Here is a 20,991-nt window from a genome sequence, read left to right on the forward strand (position 1 = left end):
ATAAAATTGTATGATATTTTATGTGTATGAAATATATTTCAAATACATGAAATGATATTACTGTAAGATGTAATATCCGAAAGGAACCATATGAAACTGTATAAAACGAAGGACCGTCTGCTCCTGGGCGGAACTATTTTGTTTGGAGGACTGTCCTCGCTGCTGGTGGCGTTTGCCTCTATTTTGATGCAGCAGGTAATAGACGTGGCTGTTGCCGGGGATGTGAAGGGATTTTACAGGGTACTGGCTGTGATGCTGGTTTACCTGGCGGCATTAGGGGGCATCAGTCTGCTGGAAGCTATCATGGGGAAAATTCTTATCAGGAATGTTACCAGGCATCTGCGGGACAGGATTTTTAAAGGTGTGATGAAGCAGAAACCGGTGCGGTTTTCATCAAGAAATACGGCTGATTACCTGTCTGCCCTTGTGAATGATGTAAAGCTGGTAGAGGAAAACTATCTGCTTCCGATGCTGCTCTGTTTCCAGATGATCGTGCTTTTTCTGGCTACGCTGGGAATCCTGTTTTATCTGAGTCCGCTGGTGACTGTTATTCTGCTGGGATTTCTGGTACTTTTGTTTGCAGTGCCTGCGCTTATGGGGAGAAAGCTCCAGGAGCGGCAGGATGCCTATTCAGAGCAGCTTTCTGTGTTCACAGCGGCAGCAAAGGATTTTCTTAACGGTTATGAAGTGATACGGGGATATTCTGCTTTTCGTTGTATTTTTGGCAGATACCTGAAGGTGAATAAAGAAACCGCAGAGAAAAAGTTTGCGTCAGACAGACTGATGGCAGTAAACGAGAGTTTTTCAGATATCCTCTCTTCTCTTATCACAATTGTGATCGTATTTGTGGCGGCCTGGCAGATGATGCGGGGAACAGTGACGATGGGGACACTTCTGGCTTTGATACAGCTAAGCGGAACCTTTGTCATACCGGTGGTAATGATTCTGCAGAATTTCCCTAAAATTCAGGGGATTCGGCCGGTCATGGAACATTTGGGGGAATGGATGGAGTATGAGGAAGAAGAGGCCGGGGAGACGATTGACAGACTGGAAAATTCCGGTATACCGGGGCAGAAGCGTGGAATATGCTGTTCGGATCTTACATTTGCCTATACGGAAAAGCAGCCTGTGCTGGAGCATGAAAACATGCTGTTTGAGGCAGGTAAGAAATATGCTGTCACAGGCCGGAGCGGATGTGGGAAATCCACGCTGATCAAACTCCTAACCGGATATTCCGGAGATTTTGAAGGGCAGATATACATAGACGGAATTTCTGTCAAAGAGATGACGCAGCAGGAGATTAACAGACGTATAGCAGTCATCCATCAGAATGTATTTCTGTTTGACACGGATATCAAGGATAATATCTGTCTGGGAGAGGATTACACGGAGGAGGAGATACAGGCAGCGCTGAAAGAAAGCGGAATATGGGATTATCTCTCAGGCCTGGAAAACGGGATTTATACAAAAGTAGGGGAAGACGGCCACCTTCTGTCCGGCGGCCAGAGACAGCGGATCGCAGTGGCCCGGGCACTGATCAGAAAAACACCGGTTCTCATATTGGATGAAGGAACATCTGCGATTGATCGGGAAACCGCGTTTGAAATCGAAAAAAATCTGCTGGAAAAAAAGAATCTTACGGTTATCACCATAACGCACCATATGGATGAACGTCTGGCCGGTCAGTACGATGCCGTTGTAAGACTGGGGGCTGCATAGGCGGAAGAAAAATGGCGTATGCAGGTATCTTGATTGTTAAAGCAAACTGCTGTATTCTGTATTTGAGCTATTATCCCTGCGGCCGGTCCGGAGTGTGTTGGGCAAGAGGCAGCAGGACAAAGGAAGAAACGGAGAGAAGTGCATGAAGATAAACAGAATCGCCTGCATCCATACAGATTTCCCTACAAAATTCGGCATTCCCCGCCAGAGCGGCCTGGTGAAAGAGCTTGCCGGAACCATTATATTTGAGCCAAAGTACAGAAATCCCGACGCATTCCGGGGATTGGAGGAATTTTCTCATATCTGGCTTATTTGGGAGTTTTCCGAATCAGCCAGGGATACCTGGTCGCCTATGGTGCGTCCGCCGAGACTGGGAGGCAATACGAGAAAAGGCGTGTTTGCCACGCGCTCCCCCTTCCGCCCGAACCCCATAGGCCTGTCTTGTGTCCGTCTGGAAGAGATTGAAATACATCCGGAATATGGTCCCGTACTCCATGTGACAGGGGCGGATTTAATGGACAAGACCCCCATTCTGGATATCAAGCCGTATATTCCCCACGCTGACAGCCACCCGGAAGCGCAAGGCGGATTTGCCTCCAGGCACAAGGAGGACAGGCTGGAGGTGGAGTTTCCGGAGGAGCTGGAGGAAAAGGTGCCGGAAAGCAAGAGAACAGCCCTGAGAGGCGTTCTGGCAAATGACCCGAGACCTGCATATCAAAATGACCCAAAGCGCGTCTACGGATTCGGGTTTGCGGGTCTGGAGGTCCGATTTACCGTCAGGGACGGGTGTCTCACTGTCTGTGAGGTGGTGCCGGAGATATGACACTTCTGGGCATTGACAAGGTTCTGCATCTGTACGAATATGAAGATCTGCCACAGGAGCTTGTATATCAAAAAAACGATGATGAGCTGTCCAGCGGCACTCTTATTCCCGCACCGGTCATCTATGGGCAGCGGCAGATCGCTCTTCCCATTCCCAATCTGATTCAGGGAAAGCTGTGGGCAGACAGGCCGGGGGAACGTTTGAGCGTGGGAATCGGAAAATACGGTACAAAGAAAGACGGCGGCATATACATGTGTGTACTTTTGGATATGTATGACCAGAAGCCGGTCGCCTGTTCCTACGGTGTGTATTACGGTCCGCAGCTTGTACAGAAGGCCCTGGAAATCTATTTTTTCCTTCTGGAGCAGGAAGGACTCGGAAGGCGTAAAAGGAATCCCATTCTCCACAGCAGCCGTAATCCTGTATTCAGAAACAGGACTTACTGCGGCATACTGGGCCGTTTCCCGGTCAGGCCGTCCATGACATCGCCGGGAGAGAGAGGCGGTATTGCCAATATCAGCACTTATTTTTCATGTCTGAAACGGAGGCTGGGTGGCTGCATTTTTGAGGACTGGCAGGATGCGGTAGACTGGCTGGAGAATGACAGGGAGAGACATTCCCAGCCTTTTTGAACATCTGCCGCGCCTGCATATTTATAAAATACGGATTTTATATTTTTCCAGCCAGTAATTCACCTGCAGCATGTAGGCCAGCATCTGCGGGCCTGCCATGAGCTGGCCATAGAAAGGTTTTCCGTAGTCTGAGGGACTTTCCAGAAAAGCATGAACCTTTTTCGTGTCCAGAATCTGCCGGACGGGGGCATTGGGGTCAGCCAGAACTTCTTTTAAGCGGTCACCCAGGAGCTTTTCGTAAGCCGGGTCATAGGTTTTTGGATACGGGCTCTTTTTTCGCCAGAGAATCTCTCTGGGGAGATGACCTTCCCCGGCGTGGCGGAGCAGGCCTTTGACGATACCGTCCGGGCATTTCATGCTCCAGGGGACATTGAAGACATATTCCACGATCCGATGGTCTGCAAACGGAACCCTGGCTTCCAGGCCGGAGTACATGCTGGTGCGGTCCATACGGTCCAGAAGAGTCACCATGAACCACCGCAGGTTCAGATAGGAGATTTCCCGGCGGCGTTTTTCATGGGCATCCTCACCGGGCAGAACAGGGGTTTCCCGGATGGTCTTTTCATAGGCTGCATGGGCGTATTCCTCCATGCCGAGAGAATCGGCAAAGTCATCGGAAAGCAGGATTTTTCTTGGCTCCATGCTCGTGGACCAGGGGAAATGATCACCTTCAAACGCTTCCTTTTTATGGAACCACGGATATCCTCCGAAAATCTCATCCGCGCATTCCCCTGTAAGGGTCACTTTGTTGTGCTCTACTACCTGGGAACAGAAATAGAGCATGGAGGATTCCACATCCGCCATACAGGGCAGATCTCTGGCATCTACAGCCTTGAACAGACAATCCACCTGCGCCTTATTGTCACATTCCAGAAAACGGTGGTTTGTACCTGCATACTCTGCCATTTTTTCCACCCAGGGGCGGTCCTGGCTGGGCTGGAAGGCGTTGGATTTGAAGTATTTATTGTTGTCTTTGAAATCAAAGGAAAAGGTATTCAGGACTTTCCCCTGTTTTTTCAGTTCCCTGGCGCAGATGGATGTGACCAGGCTGCTGTCCACTCCGCCGGAGAGGAAGGTACTTATGGGAATATCGGAGAGCATCTGCTTTTTCACGGCATCCTCCACAAGCCAGGCTGTCTTTTCCACTGTCTTTTCAAAAGAATCCGTATGGGGGCGGCTTTCCAGTTTCCAGTACGCATGTTCAGAGACGCCGTCTTTGCCCAGGGTCAGGCAGTGCCCGGGAAGAATCTCCTGAATCCCTTTGAAGACGCCCTTTCCATAGCTTTTGGCAGGCCCCAGAGCGAATACCTCGCACAGTCCGTCCCGGTCCAGTTCGGGTGTTACGCCCGGATAAGCGAACAGCCCTTTGAGCTCTGAGGAGAATACAAGTGTTGTGTCAGCCCAGGTATAGAAGAGGGGTTTGACTCCCAGACGGTCCCGGATAAGGCGAAGTTGTTTTTTACCGGAATCCCAGAGGGCTATGGCAAAAATTCCGTTTAGTTTCTTGATATATTCCTCCCCGTGCAGCATAAAACCATGGAGGATCACTTCTGTATCGCTGGTGGTCTGAAAGACAACACCTTCCTTTTCCAGCTCTTTTTTCAGTTCAGGCATGTTATAGATCTCACCATTGTAGACAATGGCGTATGTCCCGGAGGCGTTTTTTTGTACCATGGGCTGATGGCCTGTGACAAGGTCGATGATCTCCAGTCTTACGTGGGACAGGCCGCAGCCGCTGTCCAGGTAAGTTCCCTGGTCATCAGGCCCCCGGCGTTTCTGCGTTTGGTTCATTTTGTCCAGAATGTGATTCCATTTCCCTTTCTCCTCAGAAAAATTTCTTTTCGGATTACAAAATCCTGCAATTCCACACATGATAATTCCCCTTTCTGCTATTGGCCCGGCAGGACATTTACCCCACGGCCGGTTACTATTCACAGCCGTGCAGAAAAAGCCCCGCCGGATAAATGATCAGGCTGCGATTTGCGGCAGCAGCGGTTATTTACTGTATAACCGGCTGATATTGTTTTCCGTTTAAAGCTGCCTCAATAGAAGGTATGAGAAGTTCTGTGCGGGCAATCATGGAGTTGGGCTTTTTTTCCGGGTTATCCTGGCCAAAGGGAACAAAATAGATATTCTTGGCATTCAAAAGCAAGCCGATATTTTTCATATTCATTCCCAGCGCGTCATTGGTGGAGATGGATATGAGCAGCGGTTTATCGTTTCTGAGATGTGCCTTGGCTGCCATGAGGGCAGGTGTATCTGTGATGCCGTTGGCAAGTTTGGCTATGGTATTGCCTGTGCAGGGCAGGATAACAAGAATATCCAGCAGGCTCTTAGGACCGATCGGCTCTGCCTGGGGGATGGTGAGCATGGGCTCTTTGCCTGTGATACTGCGGGCTTTTGCCACAAAGTCCTCCGCATTGCCGAAACGGCTGTCAATACTTTTGGCGGCATCGGAAAATATGGTCTGTATTTCGGCGCCTTCGTCCGCCAGCTTCTGTAATTCATCAAACACTTTTTTATATGTGCAGAAGGAGCCGGTAAAGGCCACTCCCACTTTCCTTCCTTTTAACGACATAATTCTTCTCCTTTTATTTATGACGACATATCATTAAATTCCTTTAATATACGAAAAACAGCTTCCGCTATGGCATGGGCGGAGGAACGAGGGGCATATCTCCCCGGAAGTCCCGGGCAGAGATATGCGGATATCCCCAGGTCCCTGGCCGCGGCAAAATCCACGCCGCCGGGAGCAGAAGCGATATCAATAATAAGAGCCTGTTTTCGGAGGCTCTTTAAAAGTGACCTGTCTAGAATCGGCGCGGGAATCGTGTTGAAGATAAAATCAAAACTGTCCGCGTGTTCTTTCAGTGCTTCCGGGGCGATGACCTTTCCTGTCAGGGTTTCGGCTTCTGCCCGTATACCGGGTCTTCTGGCACATACAGTTACATGACAGAACATGCCTGTAAGATACGAGACCAGGGTTTTTCCGCAGGTTCCGTATCCCAATACGAGACAGCGGCTCCCGTGTAGATTGCGGCTGCTTTTCTGAATGGCTTCCGCAATGGCACCCTCAGCGGTTGCGATACTGTTTTTTACTGTGAGAATCTCATCCTTCATCAGATCAGAGACAAAGATTCCTTTTGAAAAAACTTTTTCCTGAAAGTCTCTGGGTATGCATCCTGCAAAAAAGGACTGGCCCTCCCGGAGCATATCCGGCAGAAGGGACAGGGGAATCTCTTTGCTTTTATTTATGGGAATCGGCGCAAGGACAGTCTCCGCGTTAGAAACTGCTTCCGAAAGAGAGGAGGCAGCATAACAGGAAGAGTCCGGAATATCTGCGCAGAGTGCATATTTACAAACCCTGCAGCCGCATTCCAGGAGATACTCTGCCAGGTAGACCTGGCGCATATCTCCCCCGATCACTGCAAAATCAAATTTTAAGTGACTCATTGCCTGGCTCCTGAATGTCTGAACTCTTATTTACTATATGTAAGAGGAAAAAAAGATGTGCCCCGGTATGGGGGGCGGACAGAGGGGAACGCCGTTTATGACGGATTCCGTTCCCCTCTGGCGGAAGTGTGGAACAGCTTTTTATAAGCTCTGGAAAAGGAAGAATAGTTTTTAAATCCGCACTGGTAACAGGCATCTGTGACGGACATACCGTTTTGGATCAGTGCCCTGGCCCGCAGCAGACGTTTGGTAGAGATATAGCTGGCTACACTGTATCCTGTCTCCTGTTTGAACAGGTGCATGAGATAATAACGGCTCATATAGAACCTGGACGCCAGCAGGTCGATGGAAATGTCCTCAGCCAGATGTTCTCCGATATAATCCAGCACAGGAAGGATTTTGGAATTACAGCGGCTGTTTTCTATATACGTGCCTGTGTAGGCATCCATGGAGAAGCGGTTTAAAAGGATCAGAAATTCCAGAAAAAGGGCCTTCTGGTACAGGGCGGCTGCAAAGGCATCCCCGCCGAAGGATTTCTCCAGCTCCTGCAGAACCTGATACAGCCGGCTCTGGCTGAACAGCTCTACGCGCAGTACATTGGAGCGGCTGGTCTGGGCCTGCACAAAGCACCGGTTCAGGGAATCTGCCCCGTCCCGGCAGGCATCCATAAATGCAGGCGAGATATAGAGGATCATGCGCTCATAGACAGATTTGCTGTTGATGACCGGTTTGTGGATCTCACCGGCATTTACAAGGACAATGTCATAGGGCTTCAGGTCAAAAGACTTACCTTCAATATGATATGTGACATCACCGCGTATGAAAATCAGTATTTTATAAAAGTCATGATAGTGGTAGGAAAAGCTGTGTTCCTCCTCATCGGTAATGTGAAAAAGGCGGAAATCGTCTTTCAGATAACCGGTTTTGCTGTAAGAATCCAATTTGGGTCCCTCCTGTGGGCTGATTTTTTTGGTTCAGCATATTTTGCAATGTTTTTAACACGATGCTTATATTATAACATAAAAGTGTCTGATAAACTAGATACAGACTCTAAGACTGATGCTTAAAATTGTTTTGAGCCGCAGAGGTATCTGGGACGGCACTGTGGGCTGTGACATAAAATAGGGTATGGCGCGTCAGATTCTGCAGACGCATCGCAGCAGGAAAGGAAAGAGAGCAGTGAAATTTGAAAAATATCATGGAATAGGAAATGATTATCTGGTATATGACTGTCAGAAAAATACGGAGGAGCTGGATGCTGATAAAATCCGTAAAATCTGTGACAGGAATTTCGGGGTTGGTTCAGACGGTATTCTGGCAGGCCCTTATATAGAAGATGGAGAATTTGCCGTCCGTGTGTTCAATCCGGACGGCAGTGAGGCAAAAAGAGCAGGAAACGGTATCCGTATCTTTGCAAAATATCTGAAGGATGCCGGATATACTTTGAGTGAACGGCTGACGATCCGGACAAAAGGCGGGAAAGTGCAGGTGCGTTTTCTCAATGCGGACGGCACGCGGATTCAGGCGGATATGGGAAAGCTGTCCTTTTCCAGCAAAGACGCGGGACTTGCGGGGGAGGCCAGGGAAGCGCTCAGAGAGAAGATGGTATTCGGGCAGAAGGAATATGACTGTTCCTGTGCATCCATGGGCAATACCCACTGTGTGATCCCCATGGCGGAGATATCCAGGGAGAAGGTCTGCACAATAGGTGCTTTTTCTGAGCGCTCTGCATACTTTGGTGACCGGGTGAATACACAGATCATGAAGGTTTTGGATAAAAATAACATTCAGATAGAGATATTTGAACGGGGTGTGGGATATACGCTGGCTTCCGGCACCAGCAGCTGCGCAGCGGCAGGGGTGGCCTACAAGCTGGGGATGATCGATTCGGATGTGATGGTACACATGCCCGGCGGCAAGCTCTGGATCCAGATCGATGAGGACTGGCATGTGATGATGACCGGCAGTGTACAGAGTGTGTGCCGGGTTGAAATGACCGAGGATTTCCTTCGGTTTGAGCCGTAGGTCCTCAGGTTGAGTAAAAACCCGTTAATGCGTCCAAACGGTGCTTTTCACTGCGCGGTACCTGCGTTAAAATGAATCTGTGTAAAGAGGAACGGATTCATTGGCAGCAAAGGGAGAGGAAGATGCAGATGGATGAGAGGACCTTCCGTGTGACTGTGAGTTCACAGCAATATCATACCTGGCAGGGAGTTCTGGAATATGAGAATCGGACATATTCTTTTCTCAGCGAGCTGGACCTGGTAAGGATGATGGATGATTTTTTGAGAGACAACAAAGAAAAAACAGATACTGAGGAATAAAAAGAGCAGAAAGGCTTCCGCGCAGCATACAGGCTGAGCGGGAGCCTTTCTGTCTGTTCTGCTGCCGCTGCCTGTAAAACTGCCGGTTTTTCCGCTTTGTTGGGCAGTTTTTTGGGGCTGAGTTTACAACAAACCTGGCATTTGATACAAAAACAATGAGGCAAAGTTGCTAAAAATGATTGAAAATGCAAAAAAACGAATCGATTATGAGTAAAATAACCGGATATATGATGGTATAATTGATGAAAACCAAGGGGCAAAAGCCGAGGTGATTAGGCCGATTGACAACAGGGATTGGAGAAAAATCCTGGACAAGGGGGAATTTCTTATAAGAAAAGTCTGAGAGAGTCCGTGATAACGGAAGTTGTACGTTTTTTTTCAACAGGTTCTTAAAAATTTGACGAAGCCTAAGGGGCTATGATAAGCTAAAGTATAAAGTTATGAGTTTATTATGGAAACGAGGGCTTACAGATGAAGAAGAGAGAAAAAGAATATGTGGAATTCCGATATTATGAGATTCCGCAGCGTGTGCCTCTGATCGCACTCATGGGCGAACGCTGGGTAACAAGGTATGGAAGTGATCCTATGCATTTCCATAACTATATGGAGATAGGCTACTGCTGTTATGGCGAGGGTGTTATGCACCTGGGAAAAGAGGACGTCAGGTACGGGGAAGGCACTGTCACAGTGATACCCAAGAATTTTCCCCACCACACAACGGGAAGGGACGACGTCTTTGACAGCTGGGAATACCTTTTTATAGATACGGAGCGCTTCTTAAAGAATGTATATGCAGATAAACCTGTGTATGCCAACACGGTGCTTGAACGGCTTCACAGCCGCATGTTTCTGACCAGCAGGGAAGAAGCACCGGAAATCGATGCGCTTGTACGTGTCATTCTGAATGAGATGCGGAACAAAGAGGAGTTTTATCTGGAGAGCGTGCAGGGATGCCTGCTCACACTGCTCCTCAAAATAGCCAGAATGAATCCGGCAGACAGCGTGCCGGAGGCTAAGGTCATAGATGACGGAAGCCTGAACAGTATTCTGGCAGTTCTGAATTACATAGAAAAGCATTATCAGGAAGAGATCAAGGTAGGACAGCTGGCACAGATATGCCATATGAGCGAGACACATTTCAGGAGAGTGTTTACGGAATACATGAATACCTCTCCGGCAGAATATGTGAATCTTGTGCGGATCGAAAGGGCCTGTGAATTTCTGGCCAAGTCAGATGAACGTCTGGAAGACATTGCCGTTAAGGTTGGTTTCCAGGCATCCGCCACATTCATCCGTAACTTCAAGAAGATTGTGGGAACTGCTCCACACCAGTGGAGAAGTGCGGCAAGGGGAAAAGAAGACAACCCCTCCAACTATAATGTATCGGTTTTAAAGGGCTGGTAAGGCCCCGAATGCGGGTAAATATCAGAAAAAAATAGGGAATGTACAAATTAGACAAATAAATTATTGACATATGCGGCGAAGTGATGTAATATACATATATGCTGGACCGTGAAAAAACGGAAATGTGGTCATATTACACAAACAATTTGTCGAATAATAGGACCGTATGTACATTCATGTGTTTGATGCTAATAATTAAAGGGAGGCATTTATTATGAGAAAAAAAATTGTTGCAGCTATGCTGGCTTCTATGATGGTTGTTTCACTTGCAGCCTGCGGAGGCGGAGATGACGGAAGCGGAAGTACCGGCGGAGATACCAAAAAGGAAGAGACTACCGGAACAGACGAGAAAAAAGATGACGCGGCAGATGACGCCGTAGCAGCTACAGATGATGAGAATACCCTGACCGTATGGTGCTGGGACCCGAACTTCAACATCTATGCAATCAATAAAGCAGCTGAGATTTACGCAAAAGATCATGAAGGATTTAACGTTAAAGTTACTGAGATCCAGTCAGATGATATCGAGACAAAACTGACAACTGCTATGTCAGCAGGTGATTTAAGTACATTACCTGACATCTTCCTGATGCAGGACAACTCCTTCCAGAAATATGCTACAAACTACCCGGATATCTTCGTTGACTTAACGGACAAGGGTATTGACTATACACAGTTCTCCGAAGCTAAAGTAGCTTACTCTACATTAGACGGCAAGAATTACGGTGTTCCGTTTGACAACGGTGCTGCTATCAGCTGCTACAGAACAGATATGCTGGAGCAGGCAGGATATACTGTAGATGACTTTACAGATATCACATGGGATGACTTTATGGAAAAAGCTAAAGTTGTCAAAGAAAAAACAGGACAGCCTCTGCTGACACAGCAGGCAGGTTCTACTGATATTATCATGATGATGATCCAGTCTGTAGGAGCTTCCTGCTTCACAGAAGACGGAAAAGCAAACATCGTTGATAATGAAGCTGTTAAGAAAGCTGTTGAGATTTATTCTCAGATGGTAAAAGACGGCACATTACTTGAAGTAACTGACTGGGATCAGTATGTTGCATCCATCAACAACGGTACCGTTGCAGGCGTTATCAACGGATGCTGGATCATGGCTACTGTTACAGCACAGGAAGATCAGTCCGGTAAATGGGCAGTTACAAACATGCCTAAGATGGAAGGCGTTGGCGAAGCAAGCAACTACTCCAACAACGGTGGTTCTTCATGGGCAGTTACATCTAACTGTAAGAAACCGGACGTTGCTGTAGATTTCCTGAAATCCACATTCGGCGGAAGCACAGAACTGTATGATGATCTGATCGCTAAGGGCGCTCTGGCAACATGGGCACCGGCTGGTGATTCTGATGTTTACAATCAGGAAGTTCCGTTCTTCTCAAATGACAAAGTATATGCTAAGATCGTAGATTTTGCTACAAAGACACCTTCTAACGTTACAGGACCGTTCTACTATGACGCTCGTGATGCTATCGGTGTTGCACTTTCCCAGATCACACAGCAGGGTATTGACATCGGAACCGCACTTCAGGAAGCTCAGGATACTGTAGACTTCACAATGGGCGGCTGATAAATAACAGACCCCTGAATTGATTCTTTATTTCTAAGAAATGAAAGGTCTGCTGCTGCTCATCAAAAGCAGCGGCAGACCTTTTTGAATCGGGTACAGAGGCGGAAAGCGCACTGTATCTGTTCACAATTAAAAATGAAAAGGAGGGTGCATATTTATGAGTGGTCCTAATAAAAAAGGGATGTCTCTGGAAAAGAAACATAATGTGACAGGCTGGGTCTTCCTGATTCCGGCAACAGCCCTGATCTGCTGGATGAGTTTTTATCCCATGATCAAAGCGTTCATTATGTCAATGCAGACAGGTATTGGTATTAATTTAACCTTCGGAGGTGCTGCGAACTATCTCCGTATTCTGAAAGACCCTACATTCAAACAGTGTTTGTTCAACACATTCTTCTACCTGATCATTCAGGTACCGGTCATGCTGGTATTGGCGCTGGCACTGGCTTCTATGCTGAACAACAAGCATCTGCGGTTCAAAGGACTGTTCCGTACAGCGATTTTCCTTCCCTGTGCAACATCCCTTGTATCCTATGCTATGATTTTCCGTTCCATGTTTGCAAATGATGGTTTCATCAACACAGTCTTAAGAGGCTTTGGCATGAACCCTATTATGTGGTTTGCAAATGCATGGACCGCAAGAGCAGTTATCATTATCGCCCTGATCTGGAGATGGACAGGATACAACATGGTATTCTATCTGTCAGGCCTGCAGAATATTGAATATTCCGTTTACGAGGCTGCCAAGATTGACGGTGCTTCACCGGTACAGTCTTTCTTCAAAATCACAGTACCGCTTTTGAAACCAACGATTCTTCTGACAACTATCATGTCCACAAATGGTACACTGCAGTTGTTCGATGAGTCCCTGAACCTGACAAACGGCGGACCGGGTAAATCAACAATGACTCTGTCCCACTACATATACAATACGTCCTTTGTACAGAGCCCGAATTTCGGCTATGCGGCTGCAATGTCCATCATTGTACTGATCATGGTTGCGATTCTGGCAGTTATTCAGATGAAAGTAGGTGATGAACGATGAATAAAGGCCAAAAAATATTCCAGTATGTATTCCTGACGATCGTTTCCCTGTTATCTGTATTTCCGCTGTACTACATGTTCTGCGGAGCAACAAATAAAAGTACAGACGTAGTTGCCGGCAAGCTGATTCCCGGAGGTTATGTTGCAGAAAACTTCAAAGCCCTTCTGGCAAATCAGGATCTGGCAAGAGCTATGTGGAACTCCTTCAGAAATGCTGTTATCCTTACAGCTCTGGCTCTGCTGGTATGTTCCATCGCAGGCTACGGCTTTGAGATTTACCATGACAAAGGCAAGGATGTGGTTATGACACTCCTTCTGACAGCTATGATGATTCCTTTCGCAGCGATCATGATTCCTTTGTTCAAGATGTTCTCCACTTTGAAAATGGTTAACAGCATGGCAGCCTTCATGCTGCCCACCATATCGACACCGTTTTTGATCATGTTGTTCAGGCAGAGCGCGCGTTCGTTCCCACATGATATCATCGAGGCAGCACGTCTTGATGGTTTGAGTGAGACAGGAATTTTCTTCCGCATGTTCTTCCCGACCATGCGCTCCACTTATGCGGCAGCCATGACCATCACTTTCATGAACGCATGGAACAACTATCTGTGGCCAAAGGTAATCTTACAGACAGACAGCTCCATCACCATGCCTATGCTGGTAGCCAACCTGTTAGGTGGTTATACGGTTGATTATGGTATGCTGATGCTCGGTGTACTTATCTGTACCTTGCCTACCGCAATTGTATTCTTCTGTCTGCAGAAGAGCTTTGCCGAAGGTATCACAGGTGCTGTTAAATAAAAAAGAGACAGTATTCGGTCTTGTGCCGGGCTGTTGAAAATAAGTAATTTACAGGCGGATATTTTGTTTTCATGAGATATCCGCCTTATTTTTTAATCATACGGCAGATAAAAAATAAAGGATTGTCCGCCGGATAACCAACAGGAGGTAAAAAATGAAAGCATTTCAGTACGAGAAAGTAAAAGACCCTGCCTGGTTCCAGGAAAACAGGGCAGCGGCCCATTCGGACCACAGATATTATGGTTCCATGGAAGAGATGGAGCAGAAGCAGGAGAATTTCAGGTACAGCCTGAATGGTCTGTGGAAATTCCACTATGCAAATAATTACCACAGCACAATTCCGGGGTTTGAGTCCATGGATTACTGCTGCAGGTCCTGGGATGACATCCATGTGCCGGCCCACATCCAGATGGAGGGATATGACCGTCCTCAGTATGTCAATGTGCAGTACCCCTGGGAGGGCTGGGAAGAGCTGGAGCCAGGTCAGATCCCTACACGGTTTAATCCTGTGGCAAGTTACGTGAAATATTTTGAAGTACCTGAGAACATGAAAGGAAAGCGTGTGTTTATTTCCTTCCAGGGTGCCGAGAGCGGCATTGCAGTTTGGCTGAACGGCAGTTATGTGGGATACAGTGAGGACACATTTACACCGTCCGAGTTTGAACTGACACCATACCTGCAGGAGGGAGAGAATAAACTGGCAGCCCAGGTCTTCAAATTCACAAGCAGCAGCTGGTGTGAGGACCAGGATTTCTTCCGCTTTTCAGGTATTTACAGAGACGTCTATCTCTATGCGGTGCCTGAGGTACATGTGGAGGACATGAGGATCCGTACTCTGCTGGATGACACCTTTACAAAGGCAGATCTGGAGATCGTGCTCAAGGCCACAGCAAAGGGCAACGTAAAGATTGCTCTGTCAAAGGATGGAAATGTGCTGATGACAGAGGAAAGTGCTCTGGGCAGTGACACAAGGCTGGTAATGAAAGTGGATAACCCCGCGCTTTGGAGTGCGGAGTCACCGGTGCTTTATGACCTGCTTTTCCAGGTGTTTGACAATGCAGGTACTCTGACGGAAGTGATTCCTTACAGGGTAGGCTTCCGCAGATTCGAGATGAAAGACAATATTATGATGCTGAACGGCAGAAGAATCGTGTTCAAGGGCGTGAACCGTCATGAATTCAGCTCTGTAAGCGGCCGTCATGTGTCGAGAGAAGAGCTGGTGAAAGATATTGTCACCATGAAGAGAAACAACATCAATGCCATCCGTACCTGCCATTATCCGGACGGTTCAGATATCTATGATCTGTGTGATGAGTACGGGCTCTATATGATCGCAGAGAACAATCTGGAATCACACGGCTCCTGGGATTCCCAGGCGGAGAAGAAGGAACCGGATCTGAACAAGGTAGTGCCTTGTGACCATCCGGAATGGCTGGGCATGATGCTGGACCGCGTAAATTCCATGTATCAGAGGGACAAAAACCATACGGCTATCCTGATCTGGTCCTGCGGAAATGAATCCTTCGGCGGCAAAGACATCTATGAGATGTCAGAGTTCTACCGCAAAGAGGACCCTACAAGGCTGGTGCACTATGAGGGGGTATTCTGGGACCGCAGATATAACGGATCCAGTGATATGGAAAGCCAGATGTATCCTTCTGTGGAGAGCATCAAGGCATTTCTGGAGAAAGGCAGGAGCAAACCGTTTATCTGTTGTGAATACACGCATGCCATGGGAAATTCCTGTGGTGCCATGCACAAATACACAGATCTGACAGATACAGAGCCATTGTATCAGGGCGGATTTATCTGGGATTATATTGATCAGTCCATTTATAAAAAAGACCGTTACGGAAAAGAATTTCTTGCATACGGCGGAGATTTTGATGACCGCCCCTGCGATTACAATTTCAGCGGCAACGGTATTGCATACGGCGGAGACCGCATGCCATCCCCGAAGATGCAGGAAGTAAAGTTCAATTACCAGAACATTACGGCTGTTGTGGAGAAGGATAAGGTGCGGGTGGTCAATAAAAATCTGTTTGTAAATACAGACAGCTTTGACTGTGTTGTTCTGGTGGAAAAGGACGGACATCTGCTGAGAGAGGCAGGTCTGGAAACACATGTGGCACCTCTTTCTGAGGAAGTCTACGAGCTGCCGGTCAGTGTCCAGACTCTGCCGGGAGAGTATGCCGTCACGGTATCCTTCCGTCTGAGAGAGGATACGCTCTGGGCCAAGAGAGGGCATGAGGTTGCCTTCGGACAGGGTGTGTATGAGGTTCCGGCACCTGCTGCGCTGCACAGGGGAAAGATGGAGATCGTAAAGAGCATGCACAATATCGGCATTCACGGAGATGGATTCCGTATTCTCTTTTCCTATCTGAACGGCGGCCTCGTGTCCTATGTGTACGGCGGTGTGGAGATGATCAAGGCAATACCGAAACCGAACTTCTGGAGGGCACCTACAGACAATGACTGCGGCAATCTGATGCCCATGCGCTACGGGCAGTGGAAGCTGGCCAGCATGTATCTGAACCACAAAGACCCCCAGGGCGGATACCGCATTCCGAAGCTGGAAGTCCTGGAAGACAGTGCTGTGATCACATACACATATTATATGCCGTCCATTCCTTCCGCAGAGTGCAGCCTTGCTTACAGGGTATACGGTGATGGGACCGTGGAGACCACATTGTCTTATGACCCGGTAAAGGAACTGGGCGATATGCCGGAGTTCGGCGTGATGTTCAAGTTCGACGCGGATTATGACAATGTGGCATGGTACGGCATGGGGCCGGAGGAGACCTATGTGGACCGCTGCCTCGGTGCAAAGCTGGGAATCTACAAAAATAAAGTGGCTGACAACATGGCAGAGTACCTGGTTCCGCAGGAATGCGGCAATAAGGTGGGCGTACGCTGGGCCAGCGTCACAGACAGAAAGGGCAGGGGAATGCTCTTTACAGGAGATAAGATGGAATTCTCCGCACTTCCCTATACGCCGCATGAGATTGAAAACGCTATGCATCCCTTTGAGCTTCCGGAAGTACACTACACGGTTGTCAGGGTATCTGCAAAACAGATGGGTGTTGCGGGAGATGACAGCTGGGGTTCCAAAACCCATCCGGAATATCTTCTGAACACGGACGGCAGAATGGAATTTACATTCAGCTTTAAAGGGGTATAAGAATACAGAATAGTTTAAGAACAGGGCCGGCCTGCCACAGACCGGCCCATTGGAGGACAGATATGGGCAAAGACGTAAATTTCGGTAAAATGATTCACGGCGGGGACTACAATCCGGAACAGTGGCTGGATTCCCCGGATATCCTGGAAAAAGACATCGAGTATTTTAAGAAAGCAAAAATCAATGAAGTTTCCCTGGGGATTTTCTCCTGGGCAGTTCTGGAACCCCGTGAAGGGGAGTACCATTTCGGCTGGATGGAAGATATCATAAACCGTCTCTGGGAAAACGGTATCTCCACAATCCTGGCTACTCCTTCCGGTGCCCGCCCAAAATGGATGGCAGACAAATATCCCGAGGTCCTGCGGGTGGACGCGGACAGGCACAGAAACCTGTTTGGCGGCAGACATAACCACTGCTATACCTCCCCTGTATACAGAGATAAAGTACGCCGGATGAATATGGCTTTGTCCGAAAAATTCGGAAAGCATCCCGGTGTCATTGGCTGGCATCTGTCCAACGAGTACGGCGGAGAATGCCACTGTCCCCTCTGCCAGGAAGCGTTCCGCAGTTGGCTGAAGGAAAAATACGGGACTATTGAGGCGCTGAACAAAGCCTGGGCGACAACCTTCTGGAGCCATATATACAATGATTTTTCACAGGTGGAAAGCCCGTCCCCGAGAGGGGAATCCGGACTTCACGGGTTAAACCTGGACTGGAAACGTTTTGTTACGGACCGGACCGTGGATTTTGTACGCCACGAGGCACAGGCTGTGAAAGACGGCGGCTCAGACCTTCCGGTCATGATCAATATGATGTATAACTACGAAGGCCTGAATTACCACAAATTCAAGGATGTGGTGGATATCGTCACATGGGACAATTACCCCACATGGCATAAGGGGCCGGAATCCCACACTGCCATGGATACGGGAATGCAGCATGATATTATGAGGAGCATTCTGAAAAAGCCGTTCCTCCTCATGGAATCATGTCCTTCAGCCACTAACTGGCAGAGTGTGAGCAAGCTGAAAAAGCCGGGGATGCTGCGGGCAGCGTCTCTGCAGGCAGTGGCACACGGCTCAGACAGCGTGCAGTATTTCCAGCTCCGCCAGAGCCGTGGTTCCAGCGAGAAATTCCACGGCGCTGTCATTGACCACTACGGCGGGGATGACACCAGAGTGTTCGGTGAAGTCACAGAAGTGGGAGAAGCGCTGGAAGCTCTTGGCGAAATGGCGGGCAGCCGTACTATAGCCCGGGCGGCAGTCATCTATGACTGGGAAAACCGCTGGGCCATGGAGGACGCGGCAGGTCCGAGAAATAAAAACCTGTATTATAAAGAGGCAGTGGAGAAATCCTACTATGCATTCCGTAAGCTCGGGCTGGATGTGGATGTCATTGACATGGAACAGGATCTGGAAGGTTATAAGATAGCGGCGGCTCCCATGCTTTATATGTTCCGGGCCGGGTTTGAGGAGAAGGCAAGGAAGTTTGTGGAAGCAGGCGGTAAGCTGATCCTTACATACTGGTCAGGGATTGTGGATGACACGGACCTCTGTTTCCTGGGCGGAACACCTCACGGACTTATGGACGTGTGCGGTCTGCGCAGTACGGAGATTGACGGACTCTATGACGGAGAGACCAACAGCGGTGTTCCGGTGGAAGGAAATACCCTGTGCATGACAAAGAGCTACACCTGTGAGCACCTCTGTGACCTGGTGAAAACAGACGGCGCGGAGGTTCTTATGACCTTTGGCAGTGATTTTTACGCGGGAATGCCGGCACTTACCTGCAATGCTTACGGTGAGGGGAAAGCTTACTATGTGTGTGCGGATTTTGAGCAGGGCTTCTATGATGAATTATACAGGAAGCTGGTAAAAGAATGCGGTATCAAACGCTACATTCATCATATTCCCGCCGGAATCGAAGTGACATCCAGGGAGACAGAGGATGCGCTCTACCTGATCGTACAGAACTTCAACCGGGAAAGCACAGAGGTGCGCCTGCCCAAAGGGCCGTTTTCAGTCTGGTATGGGGAATATGACGGTACGGTGAAGGGCTTTGACATGGTGGTTCTCAAAAAAAGAAAATAGACAGGAACCGTATGAGCTGAGATACTGAATAACAGTTAAGAGGATATAAATGCAGACAAAGAAGTCTTACGGACTCTTTGCCTGCATTTTTCATGGAGAAAAGGGGATGGACAGATTTTTGCAGGGGCTGCATCCGACAGTGGTTGTTAAGGAATTTCCAGGTATACATTGACTTTTCTTTCTGAGGGGGTATAATTTTTAAGGTATATTGACAACGTTGAAAAGACAGAAGGAGGAGCTATGAAGTATTTGAGACAATTCTGTATTATTTTACTTTTTTCATTTCTGGGAGAAGGGCTTCATATTATCCTGCCGCTTCCCGTGCCTGCCAGTGTCTATGGTCTTGTTCTGATGCTGGCCGCGCTTCAGACAGGGATTCTGAAGACGCGTCAGGTGAGGGAAACGGCGGGTTTTTTGATTGAGATCATGCCTGTGATGTTCATACCCGCTGCCGCGGGGCTGCTGAATTCATGGGGCGTGCTGAAACCTGTCTTCGTTCCGGTTGCAGTTATAACTGCGGTCACCACGGTTTTCGTCATGGCAGTGACAGGACTTGTGACCCAGGGGATTATACGGAAGGGGAAAAAGAAAAATGAAAGCATTTCTGAGTGATTCTGTTTTCTGGGGAGCTGTTTTAAGCCTGCTTGGGTATGAAGCGGGGCTGCTTCTCAAGAGAAAATTTAAAATGGCAGTCTTTAACCCACTGCTTATAGGTGTTATCTGTGTGATGGGTGTGCTGGCAGTGGGGCATATTGATTATGACAGTTATTATGAAGGCGGCAGGTATATCAGCTACCTTCTGACACCGGCAACGGTATGCCTTGCAGTGCCTTTGTATGAACAGATGGGGCTGTTGAAGAAAAATCTGAAGGCTGTGGCAGCAGGGCTGATTTCCGGCGTGCTTGCCAGCCTTGTCAGTGTATTTCTTCTGGCAAAGCTTTTCGGCCTGAACCATGCCCAGTATGTGACGCTGCTTCCAAAGTCCATTACAACAGCGATCGGTATGGGAGTGTCTGAGGAATTGGGCGGAATTGTCACAATTACCGTGGCAGTTATCATTATTACCGGGATATTGGGCAACATGATAGGAGAAGTGATATTTAAGATTTTCCGTATTCAGGAGCCTGTGGCAAAAGGACTGTCCCTGGGGGCCGCGTCCCATGCCATCGGAACGGCAAAAGCTATGGAGCTTGGTCCGGTGGAGGGCGCCATGAGCAGTCTGGCAATCGCGGTAGCAGGTCTGTTGACTGTGATCGGTGCCTCAGTGTTTGCAGGGTTTATGTAGCGGAAGGGAGCGGTTGAGATGGAAAAAGGAATCATTACCATAGGAAGACAGTACGGAAGCCAGGGGAGGGCAGTGGGGAAGATGCTTGCGCAGCGCCTGGGCTGTGCCTTTTATGACAAAGAAGAGCTTGCCAGGATCGCCAGGGGAAGAGATTATGAGGAAGTAAGGGAATTTTATGAGGAACAGCCTGTAGACAGCCTTTTGTATGCCATTGCCATGAACAATGAGGAGGGAGAAGTGGGAAGGATACCCTTTGCCCGTATCCGGGAATTGTGCGGCAATGGTCCCTGTGTACTCATTGGCCGGTGCGGAAATGAGATCTTCCGGGAAAAACAGGATGCCGTAAGTATTTTTATACACGGGGATATGGAAAAGAGGGTTCAATATGTGACGGAGACAGAGGGGATTTCCGCACACGGTGCCAAAAAGAAAATAGACAGGGTGGATGAGGAGCGGGCATCTTTCCACAGGTATTATACCCACAGAGAATGGGGAAGGGCGGATGCCTATGAGCTGTGTCTTGACAGCAGTGTTCTGGGGGCGGATAAGTGTGCAGAGGTGATATTTGATTATCTTAAGATCAGGGGGCTGTTTTAAGGCCTTTGGGGTTGATATTTCCGTCCATTATGATTATCATTATA

The 20,991-nt window shown here is 48.3% G+C and carries 18 protein-coding genes; 14 read left to right on the forward strand and 4 right to left on the reverse strand.

What is annotated here, in order from left to right:
* Positions 1–90 precede the first annotated feature (90 nt).
* The 3 genes from LC508_RS25720 to LC508_RS25730 all read left to right on the forward strand — a co-directional run bounded on the left by LC508_RS25720 (position 91) and on the right by LC508_RS25730 (position 3,174).
* Positions 91–1,719 carry an ABC transporter ATP-binding protein gene (locus LC508_RS25720; protein ID WP_103731028.1) on the forward strand — a complete coding sequence of 543 codons (1,629 nt, stop codon included), beginning with the start codon at positions 91–93 and terminating at the stop codon, positions 1,717–1,719.
* Between the two features lie 142 nt (positions 1,720–1,861).
* Positions 1,862–2,542, forward strand: coding sequence for a tRNA (N6-threonylcarbamoyladenosine(37)-N6)-methyltransferase TrmO (gene tsaA / locus LC508_RS25725; RefSeq protein ID WP_054350926.1), 681 nt, complete (start codon positions 1,862–1,864; stop codon positions 2,540–2,542).
* Positions 2,539–3,174: a hypothetical protein gene (locus LC508_RS25730; RefSeq protein WP_103731027.1), complete on the forward strand. Its 636-nt coding sequence runs from the start codon at positions 2,539–2,541 to the stop codon at positions 3,172–3,174. The genes tsaA and LC508_RS25730 overlap by 4 nt, the downstream gene beginning before the upstream one ends.
* Before the next feature lie 21 nt (positions 3,175–3,195).
* Here the strand turns inward: LC508_RS25730 and asnB are convergent, their stop codons facing one another.
* The 4 genes from asnB to LC508_RS25750 all read right to left on the reverse strand — a co-directional run bounded on the left by asnB (position 3,196) and on the right by LC508_RS25750 (position 7,568).
* A complete protein-coding gene (gene asnB / locus LC508_RS25735) occupies positions 3,196–5,046 on the reverse strand; it encodes an asparagine synthase (glutamine-hydrolyzing) (protein ID WP_103731026.1) in 1,851 nt (616 codons plus the stop codon).
* A 127-nt stretch (positions 5,047–5,173) separates the two neighbouring features.
* Positions 5,174–5,752, reverse strand: coding sequence for a dipicolinate synthase subunit B (locus LC508_RS25740; RefSeq protein ID WP_033143586.1), 579 nt, complete (start codon positions 5,750–5,752; stop codon positions 5,174–5,176).
* Positions 5,753–5,769: 17 nt separating this feature from the next.
* The gene (locus tag LC508_RS25745; protein ID WP_103731025.1) at positions 5,770–6,627 is read right to left on the reverse strand and encodes a dipicolinate synthase subunit DpsA; all 858 of its coding nucleotides are present in this window, start codon (positions 6,625–6,627) and stop codon (positions 5,770–5,772) included.
* Positions 6,628–6,722: 95 nt separating this feature from the next.
* Positions 6,723–7,568 carry an AraC family transcriptional regulator gene (locus LC508_RS25750; protein ID WP_033143584.1) on the reverse strand — a complete coding sequence of 282 codons (846 nt, stop codon included), beginning with the start codon at positions 7,566–7,568 and terminating at the stop codon, positions 6,723–6,725.
* Positions 7,569–7,806: 238 nt separating this feature from the next.
* Here LC508_RS25750 and dapF point away from each other — a divergent pair, with 238 nt between their 5' ends.
* From dapF to LC508_RS25805, 11 genes are all read left to right on the forward strand, one after another.
* Positions 7,807–8,652, forward strand: coding sequence for a diaminopimelate epimerase (dapF, locus tag LC508_RS25755; protein WP_033143613.1), 846 nt, complete (start codon positions 7,807–7,809; stop codon positions 8,650–8,652).
* Between the two features lie 122 nt (positions 8,653–8,774).
* A complete protein-coding gene (locus LC508_RS25760; protein ID WP_156120902.1) occupies positions 8,775–8,951 on the forward strand; it encodes a hypothetical protein in 177 nt (58 codons plus the stop codon).
* A gap of 471 nt (positions 8,952–9,422) precedes the next feature.
* A complete protein-coding gene (locus LC508_RS25765) occupies positions 9,423–10,355 on the forward strand; it encodes a helix-turn-helix domain-containing protein (protein WP_103731024.1) in 933 nt (310 codons plus the stop codon).
* Between the two features lie 214 nt (positions 10,356–10,569).
* A complete protein-coding gene (locus LC508_RS25770; protein WP_033143582.1) occupies positions 10,570–11,946 on the forward strand; it encodes an ABC transporter substrate-binding protein in 1,377 nt (458 codons plus the stop codon).
* Between the two features lie 157 nt (positions 11,947–12,103).
* Entirely contained in the window at positions 12,104–12,991 is an 888-nt protein-coding gene (locus tag LC508_RS25775; protein WP_103731023.1) for a carbohydrate ABC transporter permease, read from the forward strand.
* The gene (locus LC508_RS25780) at positions 12,988–13,794 is read left to right on the forward strand and encodes a carbohydrate ABC transporter permease (protein ID WP_033143580.1); all 807 of its coding nucleotides are present in this window, start codon (positions 12,988–12,990) and stop codon (positions 13,792–13,794) included. The genes LC508_RS25775 and LC508_RS25780 overlap by 4 nt, the downstream gene beginning before the upstream one ends.
* A 154-nt stretch (positions 13,795–13,948) precedes the next feature.
* Positions 13,949–16,975 carry a glycoside hydrolase family 2 TIM barrel-domain containing protein gene (locus LC508_RS25785; protein ID WP_103731022.1) on the forward strand — a complete coding sequence of 1,009 codons (3,027 nt, stop codon included), beginning with the start codon at positions 13,949–13,951 and terminating at the stop codon, positions 16,973–16,975.
* 62 nt (positions 16,976–17,037) lie between these two features.
* The gene (locus LC508_RS25790; protein ID WP_033143578.1) at positions 17,038–19,065 is read left to right on the forward strand and encodes a beta-galactosidase; all 2,028 of its coding nucleotides are present in this window, start codon (positions 17,038–17,040) and stop codon (positions 19,063–19,065) included.
* Positions 19,066–19,305: 240 nt separating this feature from the next.
* Positions 19,306–19,677 carry a CidA/LrgA family protein gene (locus LC508_RS25795; RefSeq protein WP_033143577.1) on the forward strand — a complete coding sequence of 124 codons (372 nt, stop codon included), beginning with the start codon at positions 19,306–19,308 and terminating at the stop codon, positions 19,675–19,677.
* The gene (locus LC508_RS25800; protein ID WP_033143576.1) at positions 19,658–20,350 is read left to right on the forward strand and encodes an LrgB family protein; all 693 of its coding nucleotides are present in this window, start codon (positions 19,658–19,660) and stop codon (positions 20,348–20,350) included. Before LC508_RS25795 ends, LC508_RS25800 begins: the two co-directional genes overlap by 20 nt.
* 18 nt (positions 20,351–20,368) lie before the next feature.
* Positions 20,369–20,947: a cytidylate kinase-like family protein gene (locus LC508_RS25805; protein WP_103733139.1), complete on the forward strand. Its 579-nt coding sequence runs from the start codon at positions 20,369–20,371 to the stop codon at positions 20,945–20,947.
* Positions 20,948–20,991 lie beyond the last annotated feature (44 nt).

Source organism: Blautia parvula (genome assembly GCF_020215665.1).
GTDB classification, from domain to species: Bacteria; Bacillota; Clostridia; order Lachnospirales; family Lachnospiraceae; genus Blautia; species Blautia celeris.

Bases quoted from the DNA above. Each gene is read 5' to 3' on its own strand.
- LC508_RS25745 (WP_103731025.1), bottom strand. From the start codon at position 6,627: ATGAGTCACTTAAAATTTGATTTTGCAGTGATCGGGGGAGATATGCGC.
- LC508_RS25790 (WP_033143578.1), top strand. From the start codon at position 17,038: ATGGGCAAAGACGTAAATTTCGGTAAAATGATTCACGGCGGGGACTAC.
- LC508_RS25800 (WP_033143576.1), top strand. From the start codon at position 19,658: ATGAAAGCATTTCTGAGTGATTCTGTTTTCTGGGGAGCTGTTTTAAGC.
- LC508_RS25775 (WP_103731023.1), top strand. From the start codon at position 12,104: ATGAGTGGTCCTAATAAAAAAGGGATGTCTCTGGAAAAGAAACATAAT.
- asnB (WP_103731026.1), bottom strand. From the start codon at position 5,046: ATGTGTGGAATTGCAGGATTTTGTAATCCGAAAAGAAATTTTTCTGAG.
- LC508_RS25780 (WP_033143580.1), top strand. From the start codon at position 12,988: ATGAATAAAGGCCAAAAAATATTCCAGTATGTATTCCTGACGATCGTT.
- LC508_RS25805 (WP_103733139.1), top strand. From the start codon at position 20,369: ATGGAAAAAGGAATCATTACCATAGGAAGACAGTACGGAAGCCAGGGG.
- LC508_RS25770 (WP_033143582.1), top strand. From the start codon at position 10,570: ATGAGAAAAAAAATTGTTGCAGCTATGCTGGCTTCTATGATGGTTGTT.
- LC508_RS25795 (WP_033143577.1), top strand. From the start codon at position 19,306: ATGAAGTATTTGAGACAATTCTGTATTATTTTACTTTTTTCATTTCTG.
- LC508_RS25740 (WP_033143586.1), bottom strand. From the start codon at position 5,752: ATGTCGTTAAAAGGAAGGAAAGTGGGAGTGGCCTTTACCGGCTCCTTC.
- tsaA (WP_054350926.1), top strand. From the start codon at position 1,862: ATGAAGATAAACAGAATCGCCTGCATCCATACAGATTTCCCTACAAAA.
- LC508_RS25720 (WP_103731028.1), top strand. From the start codon at position 91: ATGAAACTGTATAAAACGAAGGACCGTCTGCTCCTGGGCGGAACTATT.
- LC508_RS25765 (WP_103731024.1), top strand. From the start codon at position 9,423: ATGAAGAAGAGAGAAAAAGAATATGTGGAATTCCGATATTATGAGATT.
- LC508_RS25785 (WP_103731022.1), top strand. From the start codon at position 13,949: ATGAAAGCATTTCAGTACGAGAAAGTAAAAGACCCTGCCTGGTTCCAG.
- LC508_RS25730 (WP_103731027.1), top strand. From the start codon at position 2,539: ATGACACTTCTGGGCATTGACAAGGTTCTGCATCTGTACGAATATGAA.
- LC508_RS25760 (WP_156120902.1), top strand. From the start codon at position 8,775: ATGCAGATGGATGAGAGGACCTTCCGTGTGACTGTGAGTTCACAGCAA.